At 34.8% G+C, this 14232-nt stretch carries 15 protein-coding genes; 9 read left to right on the forward strand and 6 right to left on the reverse strand.

Features of this window, described 5'->3' with window-relative positions:
* Window positions 1–305 precede the first annotated feature (305 nt).
* Window positions 306–1031 (forward strand): DUF4184 family protein, encoded by a 726-nt coding sequence (locus ACGH46_RS10660; RefSeq protein WP_411605595.1) that lies wholly within the window; start codon window positions 306–308, stop codon window positions 1029–1031.
* A gap of 36 nt (window positions 1032–1067) precedes the next feature.
* Here ACGH46_RS10660 and gmhB read toward each other — a convergent pair whose 3' ends face one another.
* Window positions 1068–1604, reverse strand: a complete 537-nt coding sequence (gmhB, locus tag ACGH46_RS10665; RefSeq protein ID WP_220216046.1) for a D-glycero-beta-D-manno-heptose 1,7-bisphosphate 7-phosphatase — start codon at window positions 1602–1604, stop codon at window positions 1068–1070.
* A gap of 117 nt (window positions 1605–1721) precedes the next feature.
* On the opposite strand from gmhB, the gene metN reads away from it, so the two are divergent.
* The 4 genes from metN (at window position 1722) to tsaA (ending at window position 5265) form a co-directional block, all read left to right on the forward strand.
* Window positions 1722–2753: a methionine ABC transporter ATP-binding protein MetN gene (gene metN / locus ACGH46_RS10670; RefSeq protein ID WP_220216047.1), complete on the forward strand. Its 1032-nt coding sequence runs from the start codon at window positions 1722–1724 to the stop codon at window positions 2751–2753.
* 112 nt (window positions 2754–2865) lie between these two features.
* Window positions 2866–3507, forward strand: coding sequence for a methionine ABC transporter permease (locus tag ACGH46_RS10675; RefSeq protein WP_370632183.1), 642 nt, complete (start codon window positions 2866–2868; stop codon window positions 3505–3507).
* A 14-nt stretch (window positions 3508–3521) separates the two neighbouring features.
* Window positions 3522–4424, forward strand: coding sequence for a methionine ABC transporter substrate-binding lipoprotein MetQ (metQ, locus tag ACGH46_RS10680; RefSeq protein WP_411605597.1), 903 nt, complete (start codon window positions 3522–3524; stop codon window positions 4422–4424).
* Window positions 4425–4560: 136 nt separating this feature from the next.
* Window positions 4561–5265, forward strand: a complete 705-nt coding sequence (gene tsaA, locus ACGH46_RS10685) for a tRNA (N6-threonylcarbamoyladenosine(37)-N6)-methyltransferase TrmO (protein WP_411605599.1) — start codon at window positions 4561–4563, stop codon at window positions 5263–5265.
* 214 nt (window positions 5266–5479) lie between these two features.
* Here tsaA and hslO read toward each other — a convergent pair whose 3' ends face one another.
* The 3 genes from hslO to ACGH46_RS10700 all read right to left on the reverse strand — a co-directional run bounded on the left by hslO (window position 5480) and on the right by ACGH46_RS10700 (window position 8439).
* Complete coding sequence (gene hslO / locus ACGH46_RS10690) at window positions 5480–6343, reverse strand: Hsp33 family molecular chaperone HslO (RefSeq protein ID WP_267351148.1); 864 nt, start codon at window positions 6341–6343, stop codon at window positions 5480–5482.
* 1 nt (window position 6344) lies between these two features.
* Entirely contained in the window at window positions 6345–6743 is a 399-nt protein-coding gene (gene hslR / locus ACGH46_RS10695; protein ID WP_065559639.1) for a ribosome-associated heat shock protein Hsp15, read from the reverse strand.
* Window positions 6744–6834: 91 nt separating this feature from the next.
* Window positions 6835–8439, reverse strand: a complete 1605-nt coding sequence (locus ACGH46_RS10700; RefSeq protein WP_411599787.1) for a hypothetical protein — start codon at window positions 8437–8439, stop codon at window positions 6835–6837.
* A 237-nt stretch (window positions 8440–8676) separates the two neighbouring features.
* On the opposite strand from ACGH46_RS10700, the gene greA reads away from it, so the two are divergent.
* Window positions 8677–9153, forward strand: a complete 477-nt coding sequence (gene greA / locus ACGH46_RS10705; RefSeq protein ID WP_411605600.1) for a transcription elongation factor GreA — start codon at window positions 8677–8679, stop codon at window positions 9151–9153.
* 65 nt (window positions 9154–9218) lie between these two features.
* Here greA and yhbY read toward each other — a convergent pair whose 3' ends face one another.
* Entirely contained in the window at window positions 9219–9512 is a 294-nt protein-coding gene (gene yhbY / locus ACGH46_RS10710) for a ribosome assembly RNA-binding protein YhbY (RefSeq protein ID WP_065559637.1), read from the reverse strand.
* 98 nt (window positions 9513–9610) lie between these two features.
* On the opposite strand from yhbY, the gene rlmE reads away from it, so the two are divergent.
* From rlmE to folP, 3 genes are all read left to right on the forward strand, one after another.
* Window positions 9611–10237: a 23S rRNA (uridine(2552)-2'-O)-methyltransferase RlmE gene (rlmE, locus tag ACGH46_RS10715; protein ID WP_411605602.1), complete on the forward strand. Its 627-nt coding sequence runs from the start codon at window positions 9611–9613 to the stop codon at window positions 10235–10237.
* An 85-nt stretch (window positions 10238–10322) separates the two neighbouring features.
* Window positions 10323–12191 (forward strand): ATP-dependent zinc metalloprotease FtsH, encoded by a 1869-nt coding sequence (gene ftsH, locus ACGH46_RS10720; RefSeq protein WP_267351154.1) that lies wholly within the window; start codon window positions 10323–10325, stop codon window positions 12189–12191.
* Between the two features lie 168 nt (window positions 12192–12359).
* A complete protein-coding gene (gene folP / locus ACGH46_RS10725) occupies window positions 12360–13196 on the forward strand; it encodes a dihydropteroate synthase (RefSeq protein WP_411605603.1) in 837 nt (278 codons plus the stop codon).
* Between the two features lie 132 nt (window positions 13197–13328).
* On the opposite strand, the gene ubiA is transcribed toward folP, so the two are convergent.
* The gene (ubiA, locus tag ACGH46_RS10730; RefSeq protein WP_411605604.1) at window positions 13329–14159 is read right to left on the reverse strand and encodes a 4-hydroxybenzoate octaprenyltransferase; all 831 of its coding nucleotides are present in this window, start codon (window positions 14157–14159) and stop codon (window positions 13329–13331) included.
* Between the last annotated feature and the right edge of the window lie 73 nt (window positions 14160–14232).

Consider the following 14232-nt stretch of genomic DNA (forward strand, 5'->3'; position numbering starts at 1 on the left):
GCTGCGTATACTACGCTACACCTTTTTATTCGTCAAGATCTTTTTTCAAAATTTTTGATCCTGCTCACTAACCTCTTTTACCGCCTGCTTTCGCTGACGCCGTGTCAGTGGATGCGCATTATAGAGCCTTAAAAAAATCATGCAAGCGTTTATTGCAATTTTATTTCTGTTTGTGTTTTTTTTACCCATGCCGTATTGAAAACAAACTGATCCTATACAAATTTTACAAACTTTCTTTATTATTATTTATTATGTCAGTTATGATATGTTTGCTTTAGGCTAATTTTTTAAGATGGATTTTTCATATGCCTTTTACTTTCGCACACCCAGCAATTGTTTTACCTTTTAATAAAAAGCCTCAATTTTTTTCCATGACAGCCTTAATTATAGGTAGCATGTCCCCTGACTTTGAATATTTTCTTAGAATGAAAATAAAAAGTGATATGAGCCATACTTTATTTGGTATTGTTTATTTTGATCTGCCAATAACATTAATGGTTGCTTTTATCTTTCATTCCATTATTCGTAATGAACTAATCAAAAATTTGCCTCATTTCCTTTATAAACGATTTGCTCATTATCTTACTTTTAATTGGAATCAGTATTGCTTACATCATTGGTTTATTGTTTTGACATCAGCCGTAATAGGCATTACGTCTCATATTGGTTGGGACAGTTTTACTCACTTAACGGGTTTTGTAGTAAAACACATTCCTTTTTTACAACAGACAATTTCCCTAAAAAATATTGATATTCCTATCTACCAATTACTACAGCATGGCAGTACTTTGGTCGGAATGAGTTTAATATGCCTCTTTATTCTTAGATTACCGATCATGACTGATAAAAGGAATACGGTTAGTTTTCTATATTGGGGTTTGGTTATGATGATCGTTATAAGTGGTTTCTCTCTTTTTTTCGCTAATACTATCCATACTTTTGGTCAAAATGTGGTGAACTTTATTGATGCACTATTTTTAGGATTAATATTAGCACCACTTGTCTTGAGAATTATACGGCGTTTATTTTAAACACCGTAATAGAATAAATAGTATTGTTTTAGAACGTTATGATTCTGCTTTTATTTTATTAGGTAAATCCGCCAAACTATCGATTACCCAATCGGCTTGAGCAACGACTTCTTCAGTGATTGGGTCGCCCGTTTTCACTAAAACGGTTTTTTTAACCCCAGCCCTTTTACCTGATAATAGATCTGAAAGCTTATCGCCCACCATATAGGAATTAGCAATATCAATGCCTAATTCTTTCGCTGCGGTTTGAATCATACCTGGGCTTGGTTTTCGGCATTCACAATGATCGACTAGTGGATCATGCGGACAATAATAGATACCATCTAAGTCAACACCTCTGTCTTGTAACGACCAATCCATCCATTCAGTTAAAGTATGAAATTGCTCTTCAGAAAATTTGTTTCTGGCAATTCCAGATTGATTGGTGGTAATAACTAATAAGAAACCCATTTTTTTGAGCTCTTGCATTGCCTCAATAACTCCGTCAATAAAGTGGAATTTATCAATTGTATGCACATAGTTATAATCGATGTTTATTGTACCATCACGATCTAAAAAAATAGCAGGCTTCATATTTACTCATTTTCCTTTTATTTAGGTATTTATCCTAATTTGCATAATATATTATTGATTGACTTAGATGTCTAGACGTCTTAATATTCAACTATTCGCATTTTGCTTTTATATATTATGATACAATTACAACATATTTCGAAAACTTTTGAACATAATAATACGTTAATCCACGCATTAAAGGATATTACTATTAATGTACCCAAAGGTAAAATTTATGGGGTTATCGGTAAATCAGGCGCTGGAAAAAGTACATTGATTCGCTGTGTCAATCTGTTAGAAAAGCCAACAAGTGGTAAAATTTTTTTAGATAATCAAGAGATAACTAATCTATCTAATCGACAATTAATTCCTGTTCGTCGAAAAATCAGCATGATTTTTCAACATTTTAATCTTCTCTCATCACGTACCGTATTTGATAATATTGCTTTTCCTCTTGAACTTAATCGGACACCCAAAGCTAAGATTAAGCAAAAAGTCGATGAACTAATCGCGTTAGTTGGTTTGACTGAAAAAGCAAATGTCTATCCAGCCAATTTATCTGGTGGACAAAAGCAACGTGTTGCTATCGCACGAGCCTTGGCAAGTGACCCTAAAGTATTATTGTGTGATGAAGCAACCAGTGCCCTTGATCCAGAAACAACGCGTTCGATTTTAACTTTATTAAAAGAAATCAACCAGAAACTTGAATTAACAATCTTATTAATTACCCATGAAATGGATGTCGTTAAACAGATTTGCGATCAAGTTGCCGTTATTAGCAATGGAGAGTTAATTGAACAATCATCAGTAGGTGAAATGTTTTCCCATGCTAAAACCGATATTGCCCGTCAATTTATTCAATCAACTTTACATTTAAACATTCCTGATGACTATTTAACTAAGCTATCAAAAAAGTATAGAGAAGGACTTAATCCCCTAGTACGCCTAGAGTTTTCAGGTGTTTCGGTTGATTTACCGCTGTTATCGCAAATTGCTCAACAATTCAATATCGAAAGCAATATTATTAGCGCTCAGATGGATTACGCCGGTGGCGTTAAATTTGGTTTAATGCTAGCGGAAATGAAGGGAGAGACGAAAAGTATTGAATCCGCAATTGAATTTTTAGAAAAAAATAACACCAACGTAGAGGTGCTTGGTTATGTTTAGTTTTATTCCTTCTTTTAAACCTTTCGAAACCTTATTTCGATATTTAGCACACTACAATTTTTGGGGTGATTTTGTCGCTTTTTGCTCTTCTTTTAATGGTTTTAATGAAGCCATGTTATTTAAAATGGCACAAGCAACTGATGAAACACTTTATATGGTTATCTTATCTGGATTTTGGGGAACCGTTATTGGATTACCGATTGGTATACTACTTTATACCACTCGTAAAGGACAAATTTTAGATTGTTATATCGCTAATAGTGTTATTTCATTTATAACGAATATATTTCGTTCAATACCTTTTATTATATTGATTGTTTGGATTATTCCTTTTACAACTTTCTTAATGGGAACGTTTATTGGTAAACAAGCTGCTGTTGTGCCACTAAGTATAGGTGTTTCACCATTAATCGCTCGCATGATTGAAAATGCATTATTAGATGTTCCAAAAGGTTTGATTGAAGCAGCTCGCTCAATGGGTGCAACGCCATTTCAAATCATTTATAAAGTATTATTACCTGAATCCTTACCGGTCATTGTTAATAGTATGACAATTACTTTAATTACGCTAACGGGTTATATTGCCATGGCAGGCGCTGTTGGTGCAGGTGGTCTTGGTCAATTGGCAATTCAATATGGTTACAATGGATACAAGCCTGCTATAATGAATACAGTTTTAGTTATCTTAATCATTATCGTATTTATTATTCAATTTATAGGAAATGCCATTGTAAAACGCGTAACTCATCATTAATTTTGGAGAAAATTATGTCAATTAAACAGCTAGCATTAATTACCACCTTAGTAAGTGCCTTTTTTTTAACGGGTTGTGATAATAGTAAACAAACAGTATCGGAAAATAACAATTCAAATCAATCAGATAATATGACTACACTTAAAGTCGGTGTTATTTCAGGGCCCGAACAAGAAGTAGCCGAAGTGGTAAAACAACAAGCTAAGGATCTTTATCATTTAGATGTTGAGTTGGTTATTTTCAATGATTATGTCACCCCTAATCAAGCATTAAATGATGGATTAATTGACGTTAATGCCTTCCAACATAAACCTTATTTAGATGAGCAAATGAAAGAGCGTGGTTACAAATTAGCTGTTGTCGGTAATTCATTTGTTTACCCAATTGCAAGTTATTCTCATAAACTTAAACCAATCGACAATGCTACGCCAACGGGTGAAGGCGTGAAAGTGACATCTCCGCGTGGCGAAACTTTCTTTATTCCAGCTAACTCAACCATTGCGATTCCAAATGATCCAACTAATTTAGGTCGTGCACTACTGTTATTACAACATGAAGGATTAATTACCGTTGATAAATCAAAAGGTTTATTACCGACAGTTTTAGATATCACCAGTAATCCTAATAATTATAAAATTGTTGAGCTTGAAGCACCTATGTTGCCACGCTCTTTAGACGATGCACAAGTTGACCTTGCTATTATCAATAATGCATTTGCCGGACAAGCAAATTTAACGCCAAGTAAAGATGGCATTTTTGTTGAAGATAAAGAATCCCCTTACGTTAATATTATCGTTGCGCGTGAAGCCGATAAAGATAACGAGAATATCAAAAATTTTGTGAAAGCTTACCAAACTGATGCTGTAGCGCAAAAGGCAGATCAAATTTTTAATGGTGGTGCTATTCGTGGTTGGTAATAACTTACCAAAAACATTAATAAATCAAAATTCCGCCGATTTAAGGTCGGCGGAAACAATAAAAGACAAAATAAATAGAGTTATTGAGTGATATACTGCAGACCATACATTAATTCAGCAAAGCATAATTAAGAGCATGACCTGGCAAATAGATCCCATTGGTATTATACATTCCCCTTATAGCGAAAAATTTGCTGTACCCAGACAACCGAATTTAGTTCCTGCTGGACATGGAGAACTTCATTTATTGGCACCTTATAACGATCCTAATAGTGTTAAAGGATTAGGGCAGTTTTCACATTTATGGTTGCTATTTCAATTCCACCATATAGATCAGAACAAGTGGCGCTTAACCGTTCGTCCTCCTCGTTTAGGTGGAAATAAAACGTTAGGCGTATTTGCAACTCGTTCCCCATTTAGACCCAATCATATCGGGCTTTCAGCAGTAGAATTAAAAGACATAGTCATTAACAATAAACAAGTTATTTTAAAATTAGGAAGTTTAGATTTAGTTGATGGCACACCTATAATCGATATAAAACCCTATCTACCTTATTGTGATAGTTATCCAGATGCCACTGCTGGCTATGCACAAACGTCTCCAGAAAAAAAATTACACGTCGTGTTTTCAGATGAAGCTCAACTTTTTTTAACATCGCAAAAACAGAATTATCCAGAGTTAGCAGATTTAATTGCTCAAGTCATTTCACAAGATCCTAGACCTGCTTATAAACAAAATAACATCGCTGAACAAACATATGGATTAACGCTATACCATTTTAACATAAAATGGAAAATCAAAAATGAATGCGCAATGGTCGGCGATATCGAGGTTATCTAAAAAATTTACTTAACTGAAAAGTAAATAATTTTCTTTTTCCAATAGGATAAAATAGTTTTGTAAATTGTTCTTAACAAAATTATGGCAAAAAATTAATAAAAAAGGTTGGTGTATTTATACGATTCTGATACATTATGTACGGGTTTAATTCCCTATATTTCACTTTGCCACTAAAATTAGTTAATAATCTTAGTGGTATTTTTATGCCTAAAAATCAATGGATATTTGTTTTGTGTTTGCTTCGCATTTCAGTGATATCTATCTCATCAAATATATAATGTTTACCACAATAATCACAAAGAATATCAATCTTTCCACCATCCTCTTTGAGGATTTCATCAATTTCATTTTGCGGTATTGTTGCTAAACTATCCTCAAAACGTTGCCGAGAACAACCACATTTAAATGTAACATTCTCAGTTTCAAACAATCGAACTTGTTCTTGATTATAAAGGCGATATAAAATTTCATCACTGGTGAGTTTAAATAATTCATCGTTCGTGATTGTTTCGGTTAAAGCGCATAGATGATCAAAAGACTCTTCAGTATTTTCATTAGCTGGTAACACTTGCAATAATATGCCGGCAGCCATTGGTTTATTATTGTAAACACCTGTTTTAACGAATAATCTAGTTGGCAACTGTTCAGACTGCATGAAGTAATTTTCAATACATCCTATTAGCGTCTCTTTTTCAAGTCCGACAATACCTTGATAGCGTTCTCCATTTTTGGGCGTAATGGTAATTACAATATAGCCATTACCCACCATATCTTTCAATGACGCATTATCAGCAATATCTCCATTAACTCGAGCAACCCCACGTAATTGTAGAAGATGATTGCCATTAACAACCGCTAAACGCAAAGGACCATCACCTTGTAATTGAACCGCAATATCGCCTTCAAATTTTAAGGTTGCGGTTAATAAACTCGTCGCAACCAGTAATTCACCCAATAAATTTTGTACTGCTATAGGATAATTATGGTTATCTAAAATTGCTTGGTAAGTTTGTTCTAAACGAGTTATTTCACCACGAACAGGGTGATTATCAAAGATAAATCGATTTAAAGTATCCATATCAATTATTGTCGCCTTGTTGTCTATCATATTTAAATTTTATTAAGTTACGCCGCTCTTTTTTATCCGGCTTTCTATCAGGATGTGGCATGGTTAATGCATTAAGCTTACGTGCTTCAGCTATTTTTTCGCGTTTATCAATGCTCTCTTGTGTTTCTTGATAAAGTAATTGAGCTTCTTGCGCTGATCTCCGTTGTCCATTAATCGCCAGAATTTTAATTGTTTTTTGATCTGAACCTTGACGAAGAGTCAAAATTGCACCGACTTCCACCAATTTACTCGGTTTAGTTCGTTGACCATTATAGTGGACTTTTCCCCCCTCAACCATTTCACGAGCAAGTGAACGCGTTTTATAAAATCGGGCAGCCCACAACCATTTATCTAGTCTGATTTGATCCATTTCACTCTCATATTAATTAATCAAAAACGTCATTTAAACACGAACAGGAGTTTTAGCATTTTAATAATATATAAGGCTAACTAAACCAATATCAATTGTCTGATTGAAGAAAATGATTGATCGCATTGACTTGTATTGTGCCAGCTAAACTAAATGGTGCAATTTTACCAACTAAATTAGCGGTATAATTAGTTGACTCAGGATCGTAATTAACTAATTTCCAATCTTTTAATAAAGAACTTGGGATATTAGCAGCACCTAATTGAAAAGAGGTAAATTCTGTTTGATTAGCATTAAGCTTTGCTTTTATTTCAACAACACCCTTGTTAATTAAACTACTAAAGTTTAATAATGCATGCTGTTGTGAATCATATTTTAAGGTCAAATCTGGATAATTAATCTCAATTCCATTAATAGATCCTCTTTCAGCTTTAAAAAATAGGTTTCCGGCATCAAATCCTAAATATTTATCTTTGACTATAACAATATCTGAGCCCAGTGCTTCAAAATTAGTAAAAGCAAATGGATAGTTAGCATCAACATTAATTAATAGACTTGGTAAAATCGATAATTGAGTAATTTCAATCCGACTAAATTGTGTTGGTAATACTAATTGCTCTAAATGTTGAGGTAATTGATAAATGACACTAGCTATCGTGACTTGTTCTAACTGTAAAATATTACCGTGCCAGCTACCTGTAATATTTACATTACCTTTATTCCAAGTGGCTATCGCTTTTTCAATCTCAATATTATCATCATTAAGATTGAGTTGAAGTAATACTGAGGAAAATAGATTATCTAACCATACAACATTATCGGCATTGAAAACAAGAGAGCTTTCATCAAAATACCATCCATTATCAAAACGAATATTTTTGACTTCAAGATTCCCTTTTTCAACGAGAAAAGAGGGTAGCTGTATACTACTTTCAAATATCGACAATTGTCGTAAAGAGAATTTCGGTAAATAGGAAATATATTTTTCCCAAAAATCGTCTTTTTGAGATTGTAGATGAATATTGCTTAATTTAAGTTGTTCAATATCCCAACTTTTATCAGCTAATATCTTTAACTTACTTACAAAAAATCCATTTTCAATATTCCCACCTAAATTGGTTAAGTAGGTAATATTATCACGGTGAAATCCTTGAACGATTACTGATTTTATAGCAACCTCATTGATCAATACTTCGTTAGAAGTGAAATCAAACTGGGCATTATTTAAACTTGATGAAGAATAAGATTTAATTCCGCCATTTACCTGTTTAAATAGAATTTTATCTTCATTATTATTTATTGAAACAGTAACGGTAGAATTAATGAATTTTAACGTATCAGTCGAAAAATCATAATGTTTAATTTTGCTATCAGCCAATATTCCATCAATCACAGTAACATAGCTAAAATGATTGAATTGCCACAGTTCATGTTTATCTAACCCTATAACCATTTTAGGAATATTAGCTATCTGCTGCTGACCATCGCTGATGACAACATCATCCAAGACAACTTCATAAACATTTGAAAAAGAATGGTGAACATGCCCAATTGAGATAGTATAGGGACTTAATTTTGATAATTGCTCACTTACAAATTTTGCCCCAAACGCCGTCTGTACTACAAAATAAGAGAGTAACACTAACAACCAAGCAATTGCTAAAAGAGTAAGTAAGTAGAATCGTATCCGTCGCATAAATGAATAAAATTGTTATAATAAGCCGTTCACAGTGACATTACGATAAACGATTTTAAATGAAATAGCATCTTATTTTAGTATAAATGATTTGTCGTTAAGTCAGTTTTACAGTTAATATATAGAAATACACAATCATATCTTTGAAATACCAAATGGAATCGATCACTCTTCCTTTATTTAAAGTAAGATGAGGGATTGTTTTTATTTAATTTAAATAAAGCGGGAGACACACAAATGAAACAAATCCCAATGACAGTAAAGGGAGCTGAATTATTACGTGCTGAACTTGAAGAGCTGAAAAATGTTAAAAGACCTCAAATTACAGCAGCGATAGCCGAAGCGAGAGCACACGGTGATTTAAAAGAAAATGCAGAGTATCATGCAGCAAGAGAACAACAAGGTTTTTGTGAAGGACGTATTCAAGAAATTGAAGGAAAGTTATCACAAGCACAAATTATAGACATTAACAAAGTCAAAAACACTGGCAGAATTATTTTTGGTGCTACCGTCACTGTTATCAATGTGGATACTGATGAAGAAACCACTTATCGAATTGTGGGTGATGATGAAGCTGACTATCGACAAAATCTCATTTCGGTTAATTCCCCTATTGCCAGAGGATTAATTGGTAAAGAAAATGGTGACACAGTACAAATCAAAACACCTGGTGGCGATGTAGAGTTTGATATTGTTAAAGTAGAATATATTTAAAGGGTGAATTCTACTTGGTCATTTGATAATGATAAACAGGGCGAATACCCTGTTTATTAATCGTATTATTTAGGTAAAGTGATTTTTTTCTCTTCACTTGGTCTAAAAATGGTAAAAATAGAACCAACTTGTTGTACTGCAAGGGCATGCGTTTCACGTATGATAGCCTCACAAATAAGTTTTTTTGTCTCTCTATCTTCAGCAGATACCTTGATCTTAATTAACTCATGAAAGTTTAACGCATTTTCAATCTCTGCAAGCACACCTTCAGTAAACCCATTAGCGCCGATCATGACAATCGGTTTTAAATGATGAGCTTCACCTTTTAAATACTGTTTTTGTTTATTTGATAAATTCATTATTTTTTTATCACATTAAGTTGCAATTTTGTTATTCTACCCTTATATATATTTGTAATCAATTGAAGTGAACTCTTTACTATAAGGATTTATTCCCTGTGAGTAACAAAAAACGCTCAGCAAGCTCGACTCGTTGGCTTAATGAACATTTTAATGATCGCTTTGTGCAACAAGCACAAAAAAAAGGTTTACGATCGCGAGCATGGTTCAAATTAGAAGAAATTCAAAAAAGTGACAAATTATTTAAACCCGGCATAACCGTTGTTGATCTAGGCGCAGCGCCTGGTGGATGGTCACAATATGTGGCGTCTGTTATTGGTAGCAAAGGACGAATTATCGCTTGCGATTTATTACCGATGGATCCGATTGTCGGTGTTGATTTCCTACAAGGTGATTTCCGAGACGAAGCCGTGCTTAAAGCATTACTTGACCGTGTTGGTAAAGAAAAAGTACAAGTTGTCATGTCAGATATGGCTCCTAACATGAGTGGTCAACCTGCTGTTGATATTCCAAGAGCAATGTATTTAGTTGAACTTGCTTTAGATATGTGTCGAGATGTCCTTGCCCCAAATGGCAATTTTATTGTCAAAGTATTTCAAGGTGAGGGATTTGAAGATTATTTAAAACAAGTTAGAACGATGTTTAAAACGGTCAAAATTCGCAAACCTGAAGCATCCAGATCGCGATCGAGAGAAGTTTATATCGTTGCAATGGGTATGAAGTAGCCAGTAGCACAATTTTGTAGTACCATTACTTCCTAATTTTAGTCGTAACTGTTAATTTTTATGAGAGGTTTTTCTTTTGAACGACATGGTAAAGAATTTACTGATCTGGGGAATTATTGCCGTAGTATTGATAGCTGTATTTAATCAATTCAGCTCAATATCAAATAGCGGTCCTCAAATCAATTATACTCAATTTAATTCCGATATCACCAGTGGTAAAATCCAAGAAGTGCATATTAATGGACGCGAAATTATTGCCACGACAAAAGATAATCGTAACTATGTAACTTACATCCCTTATTTTGATGAAAAATTAATGGATGACTTAGTTTTAAATAAAGTTGCCGTTTATGGTAGTCCAGATGAAAAACCAAGTTTGTTAGCAAGTATTTTAATCTCTTGGTTCCCCATTATTTTATTAATCGGATTTTGGATCTTTGTCATGCGTCAAATGCAAGGCGGTGGTAAAGGCGGACCAATGTCGGTGGGTAAAAGTAAAGCTCGGATGTTAGCGCCAGATCAAGTAAAAACCAAATTTACCGATGTCGCAGGCAGTGAAGAAGCCAAGCAAGAAGTAACAGAAGTGGTCGATTTTTTACGTGATCCGGGTAAATACCAAAAATTAGGTGGACGTATACCAAAAGGTATTTTGATGGTTGGGCCACCAGGTACCGGTAAAACATTATTAGCTAGAGCGATTGCCGGTGAAGCCAATGTGCCTTTCTTTAGTATTTCAGGTTCCGACTTTGTTGAAATGTTTGTTGGTGTTGGCGCATCACGTGTACGTGATCTCTTTGAACAAGCCCGTAAACATTCACCTTGTATTATCTTTATTGATGAAATTGATGCTGTTGGTCGCAAACGTGGAGCGGGTTCAATGGGCGGTCATGACGAACGCGAACAAACCCTAAACCAAATGTTAGTTGAAATGGATGGTTTTGAAGCTAACAGTGGCATTATTATGATTGCAGCAACAAACCGTGCTGATATTCTCGATCCTGCATTACTTCGTCCAGGTCGTTTTGACCGTCAAGTTCAAATTGATTTACCTGACTTAAAAAGTCGTGAGCAAATTCTGGCAGTACATGTACGTAAAGTGCCTTTAGGGTCTGATGTTAATCTAGCAGTATTAGCGCGTGGAACACCAAATTATTCTGGTGCTCAATTAGCTAATTTAGTTAACGAAGCAGCGCTATTTGCCGCTCGCCGTAATAAACGTTTAGTCACGATGGATGAGTTTGAAGAAGCCAAAGATAAAATCGATATGGGTACACAACGTCGTTCATTATCCATGACAAAAGAGCAATTAACCAATACGGCTTATCATGAAGCGGGACACGCAATTGTGGGTTATTTAATGCCAGATCATGATCCGCTCCATAAAGTCACGATTATTCCTCGTGGAGGGGCGTTAGGTGTCGCCTTCTTCTTACCGGAAGGTGATCAAATTAGTCAAACTCGTACTCAGTTAGAATCAAAAATTTCAACAGCTTATGCAGGACGAATTGCCGAAGGCTTAATTTATGGCGAAGATAAAATTACCTCTGGTGCTTCTAGTGATATACGATACGCTTCAAATGTAGCCAGAGCAATGGTGACACAATGGGGCTTCTCAGATCGTTTACCACCTGCATTGTTTGAATATGAAGAGTCTTCTTATGGAGTCATGAAGAAAATATCTGATGGTACAGCTAAAATTATTGATGAAGAAGTTGATGCAATCCTTCAACGAAACTATCAACGAGCTAAAACAACACTAACTGAAAATATTGATATTCTTCATGCAATGAAAGATGCTTTACTTAAATATGAAACAATTGATAAAAAACAGATTGATGAACTGATGAATCGCCAGCCAGTCACGCCACCAGAGGGTTGGACAGCCAGTGATGAAAAAGCAGCACAAGAAGTTCCGAATGAAGGTCGTGATACACCACCTGAATCGGATAATTAATTTGTTTTAATTTCTATAACGCGCTACGGCGCGTTTTTTATCGGATAATTTAAATAAATCTAAAATAAAAACAGGTAACAAGCTTAAATGATTTTGCTATTGTTTAGCTTATAACTAAGTTTAACGATAGCAAAATTGAGTAGCAGATGACTTAAATAAGGCATAATCATGGAAATTCGTTTCAACAATCAAATTATGGATCTCTCTTTTCCTCAAGTAATGGGTATCGTAAACATGACGCCGGATTCGTTTTCTGATGGCGGTAATTATAACAATCTTGATGATGCCATGCGTCGAGTTGATAATATGATACAAGCAGGCGCAACATTTATTGATATAGGCGGCGAATCAACACGCCCTGGTGCAGCCATCATATCTGTTGAAGAAGAGCTCGATAGAGTGGTGCCTTTAGTTGAAAAAGTGGCTCGCTATTTTGATGTTTGGATTTCTGTTGATACCTCTAAACCTCAAGTTATGACAGAGTCAGCAAAAGCAGGAGCCCACTTAATTAATGATATACGAGCATTAACAGAGTCTGGTGCAGTCGAAGCCGCAGCCCAAACAGGATTACCAGTTTGCATTATGCATATGCAAGGCGATCCTCAAACTATGCAAAATGCGCCACATTATCAGCAAGACATCTATCAAGAAGTCGATCAATTTTTTGCCCAACATATCAATCGTTGCATCAATGCAGGGATTGAGCGAGAAAAAATTATTCTTGATCCGGGTTTTGGCTTTGGTAAAACATTAGCACACAATTATCGATTACTAGCAACACTTGAAAAATTTCATCACTTTCATTTACCGCTATTAGTTGGCATGTCTCGAAAATCCATGATTGGACAAGTATTAAATGTTCCGCCTAAAGAACGTATGTTAGGTAGTGTTTCTTGTGCAGTAATTGCAGCGATGAAGGGTGCACAGATTATTCGAGTGCATGATGTAAAAGAAACCTTTGATGCACTGCGAATTGTGCAAGCTACTTTAGCTGAACAGGAATAAACGGGGTTTAACTTCAACAAAATAAGCCGTTATTTTGTTAAAAAGGGAATTTTTAGACAAATAAGATAAAAATCCCTTTTTGTTTTATTCTTAAGAATTTTCAACTTTTGGTATTACTGTTTCTAATAATTATTAAACAATAACAACACTTAAAAACATCACTAATCCAACATAATTATTATTTTGAAAAGCTTTGAAGCATCGAGTTCTATCACGATCGTTTATTAACCATTGTTGATAAAGAAACAGTAACGACATGATCGATATTCCACTATAGTAAATAAAAGACAGATGATGATTCAAACCAATAATTATCAAGCAAATCACCGTTATTATCTGTAAAATGCCAATTATCAATTTATCATAATGCCCAAACAAAACAGCCGTTGATTTAATGCCAATTTTGATATCATCATTGCGATCAACCATGGCATATTCCGTATCATAAGCAACTGTCCAACAAATATTTGCCAAACACAATAACCAACAGGTTAACGGGAACTGTTCAATTGTGGCCGCATAGACCATTGGAATGCTCCAACTAAATGCAATCCCTAATACTATTTGCGGAAAGTAGGTATAACGCTTCATAAACGGGTAAATCATTGCAGTTAACAATGCACAGCCAGCAATCATCCACGACAAAGTATTTAAAAAAAATAATAAACAAGCAGCCATTAACAACAATATCAATAATGTCCATAAAGCATTCTTTGCGGTTAATACGCCTTGCGCTAACGGACGGTGTTGGGTTCGCTCCACATGCGCATCAAAATGGCGATCGGCATAATCATTTACCACACATCCTGCCGCTCGCATCACAACAACACCCAGTACAAAGATAACAACAAGTTCAACTGGCGGATGAGGATTGGCAAGCCAAATTGCCGTTATAGTTGGCCAAAGCAATAGCAAGATTCCAATTGGTTTATCTAACCGCATAAGTTGTAAATAAGCTAACATATCTGATTTCTATCTTATATAACAATAGGGGAATTATACCTTTTCCTTCAAAAACTGTAACGCTCTCTATAAT

The sequence above is a fragment of the Gilliamella sp. CG22 genome, assembly GCF_046635725.1.
Lineage (GTDB): Bacteria > Pseudomonadota > Gammaproteobacteria > Enterobacterales > Orbaceae > Gilliamella > Gilliamella apicola_I.

Bases quoted from the DNA above. Each gene is read 5' to 3' on its own strand.
- ACGH46_RS10660 (WP_411605595.1), top strand. From the start codon at position 306: ATGCCTTTTACTTTCGCACACCCAGCAATTGTTTTACCTTTTAATAAA.
- gmhB (WP_220216046.1), bottom strand. From the start codon at position 1,604: ATGAAGCCTGCTATTTTTTTAGATCGTGATGGTACAATAAACATCGAT.
- metN (WP_220216047.1), top strand. From the start codon at position 1,722: ATGATACAATTACAACATATTTCGAAAACTTTTGAACATAATAATACG.
- ACGH46_RS10675 (WP_370632183.1), top strand. From the start codon at position 2,866: ATGTTATTTAAAATGGCACAAGCAACTGATGAAACACTTTATATGGTT.
- metQ (WP_411605597.1), top strand. From the start codon at position 3,522: ATGTCAATTAAACAGCTAGCATTAATTACCACCTTAGTAAGTGCCTTT.
- tsaA (WP_411605599.1), top strand. From the start codon at position 4,561: ATGACCTGGCAAATAGATCCCATTGGTATTATACATTCCCCTTATAGC.
- hslO (WP_267351148.1), bottom strand. From the start codon at position 6,343: ATGGATACTTTAAATCGATTTATCTTTGATAATCACCCTGTTCGTGGT.
- hslR (WP_065559639.1), bottom strand. From the start codon at position 6,743: ATGGATCAAATCAGACTAGATAAATGGTTGTGGGCTGCCCGATTTTAT.
- ACGH46_RS10700 (WP_411599787.1), bottom strand. From the start codon at position 8,439: ATGCGACGGATACGATTCTACTTACTTACTCTTTTAGCAATTGCTTGG.
- greA (WP_411605600.1), top strand. From the start codon at position 8,677: ATGAAACAAATCCCAATGACAGTAAAGGGAGCTGAATTATTACGTGCT.
- yhbY (WP_065559637.1), bottom strand. From the start codon at position 9,512: ATGAATTTATCAAATAAACAAAAACAGTATTTAAAAGGTGAAGCTCAT.
- ftsH (WP_267351154.1), top strand. From the start codon at position 10,323: ATGGTAAAGAATTTACTGATCTGGGGAATTATTGCCGTAGTATTGATA.
- folP (WP_411605603.1), top strand. From the start codon at position 12,360: ATGGAAATTCGTTTCAACAATCAAATTATGGATCTCTCTTTTCCTCAA.
- ubiA (WP_411605604.1), bottom strand. From the start codon at position 14,159: ATGTTAGCTTATTTACAACTTATGCGGTTAGATAAACCAATTGGAATC.